General features: G+C 55.8%; 2 protein-coding genes. Both read left to right on the top strand.

Annotated elements, in window-relative coordinates; translation table 11 throughout:
• Window positions 1–108: 108 nt before the first annotated feature.
• On the top strand, window positions 109–1,608 hold the full coding sequence (gene istA / locus ACFWW2_RS16595) for an IS21 family transposase (protein ID WP_393929746.1): 1,500 nt from the start codon (window positions 109–111) through the stop codon (window positions 1,606–1,608).
• Window positions 1,605–2,363 (top strand): IS21-like element helper ATPase IstB, encoded by a 759-nt coding sequence (istB, locus tag ACFWW2_RS16590; protein WP_393929744.1) that lies wholly within the window; start codon window positions 1,605–1,607, stop codon window positions 2,361–2,363. Before istA ends, istB begins: the two co-directional genes overlap by 4 nt.
• Window positions 2,364–2,500 lie beyond the last annotated feature (137 nt).

Raw genomic sequence — 2,500 nt, 5'->3', positions numbered from 1 at the left:
TGTAATCGGCGGAGCAATACTCGGCCACGGTAGCGGCGGCGTTGTGTTGTCGCGGGCGGCTTAAAAGTCGGCCACTTTGGCCCTTTCACTTGATGGGAGGGCTTGGGGATATTCACCGTGGAATTATATTTGAAGGTGCGGCGCGCCCATTTTCATGATGGGTTGAGCGGGCGGCAGATAGCTCGGGATTTTGGGATCAGCCGAGACAGCGTTGCAAAGATGTTGGCGTATTCTGAGCCTCCTGGGTATAGGCGGACGGCTGCGATCAAACGCCCGAAGTTGGATGCTTATGTTGATCAGATTGATCAATGGTTGGTTGAAGACAAAGACCGCCCTCGCAAACAGCGGCACACTGCCAAGCGCATTTTTGAGCGGCTCCGTGATGAATGCGGGTTCGATGGCGGTTACACCATCGTCAAAGATTATGTGCGCAGCAAAAAGCGTGGCTCTCGTGAGATGTTCGTGCCGTTAAGCCATCCGCCCGGACATGCGCAGGCTGACTTTGGTGAAGCGCTGGTTGTCATTGGTGGTGTTGAACAGAAAGCGTATTTCTTTGCGCTGGATCTGCCGCATAGTGATGCTTGTTACGTCCGTGCCTATCCAGCCGCGAACACTGAGGCTTGGTTGGACGGGCATGTTCATGCGTTTACGTTCTTTGGCGCGGTGCCGCAGTCGATCCTCTACGACAATGACCGTTGCTTGGTCGCAAAGATCATGCCGAATGGTGAACGTCAGAGAACACAGCGGTTCAGCGCGATGCTGTCGCACTATGTGATCCGGGATCGGTATGGTCGGCCTGGAAAGGGGAACGACAAAGGTAAAGTAGAAGGTCTCGTCGGCTATTCTCGTCGTAACTTCATGGTACCAATGCCCCGCTTTGCGAGTTGGGATGCGTTTAACGATTATCTCGAAGAGCAGTGCTGCAAGCGACAAGTAGACATCCTGCGCGGCCATAAGGTCAGCATCGGCGGACGATTGCGGGCTGATCTGGGCGCTATGCAGACCCTACCTGCTGCACCGTTTGAGGCCTGTGACCTGCGCAGTGGTCAGGTCACGTCGACATCTGTGGTGCGCTATCGCGGTAATGATTACTCAGTGCCGGTGGCCTTCGGCCACCGCGAGGTCTGGATAAAGGGATTTGTTGACCGTGTTGTTATCGGCTGCGCTGCTGAAGTGATTGCGCAGCATGTTCGGTCTTACGACAAAGACGACATCACCTTTGATCCTGTGCATTATCTACGACTGATTGAACACAAAATCATGGCCTTTGATCAGGCCGCGCCGCTGCAAGATTGGGACCTACCTGATGCGTTCTCCACGTTGCTACGGCTGCTGGAAGCACGGCGGGGTAAGACTGGGAAGCGCGAGTATGTGCAGGTTCTCCGATTGCTGGAACGCTTCGAGATGGAGGTGCTGCACAATGCAGTCAAAGATGCGCTTCAGATGGGAGCCATCAGCTTTGATGCCATCAAACACCTTGTGCTATGCCGCGTTGAACGCAGACAGCCTCGGTTGGATTTGGATCTCTATCCGTTTCTACCCAGAACGAATGTCGCCACGACATCTGCGGCATCCTATATGAGCCTGCTTTGCGGAGATGCGCGATGACCGACGCACCAGAACTGCTCTTGGCCAACCACCTCAAAACCCTGCGCCTACCGACCTTCCTGCGCGAACACGACAAGCTCGCGCGCATCTGTGCCGCGCAGGGCGTGGATCATGTGCGCTATCTGGCCCGGCTGACTGAGTTGGAACTGATCGACCGCGAACGTCGCATGGTCGAGCGCCGGATCAAGTCCGCCAAGTTCCCAGCCGTCAAAAGCTTGGACAGCTTCGACTTCAAGGCGATCCCGTCACTGAACAAGATGATGGTCTTGGATCTGGCGCGGTGCGACTGGATTGAGCGGCGGGAGAATGTCATCGCGCTCGGCCCATCAGGTACTGGAAAGACCCACGTCGCCCTCGGGCTGGGTCTGGCCGCCTGCCAAAAAGGCATGCCTGTCGCCTTCGTCACGGCGGCCTCACTGGTGAATGAGTTGATGGAGGCGCGTGACGAGAAACGGCTGCTACGATTACAGCGCCAGCTCGCCAAAGTCAGCCTCTTGATCATCGATGAACTGGGCTTTGTGCCGCTCAGTAAAACAGGCGCTGAACTGCTGTTCGAACTGATCTCGCAACGCTATGAGCGCGGATCAACACTCATCACCAGCAACTTGCCGTTCGAAGAGTGGACAGAAACCTTTGGCACGGAACGCCTGACAGGTGCTTTGCTGGACCGGCTCACCCATCACGTGAACATTCTCGAGATGAATGGTGAAAGCTACAGGCTCAATCAGAGCAAATCAAAACGTACCAAAACCTAACACACCATCAGGTTGACCTGACGGCCAACGCGCCTTGGAACGTGCTTGCTACTTGAGGGCATCACGCCCCAAGGCGCGGCACAAACTGGACGACTTTTGCTCCGCCCCAATGGCCGGATATTACGCCGCCGTTGACA

The sequence above is a fragment of the Yoonia sp. R2-816 genome (genome assembly GCF_046762905.1).
GTDB lineage: Bacteria > Pseudomonadota > Alphaproteobacteria > Rhodobacterales > Rhodobacteraceae > Yoonia.
This window is presented reverse-complemented; position numbering and strand designations above follow the sequence as displayed.

Coding starts and splice junctions, on each gene's coding strand:
- istB (WP_393929744.1), top strand. CDS start 1,605: ATGACCGACGCACCAGAACTGCTCTTGGCCAACCACCTCAAAACCCTG.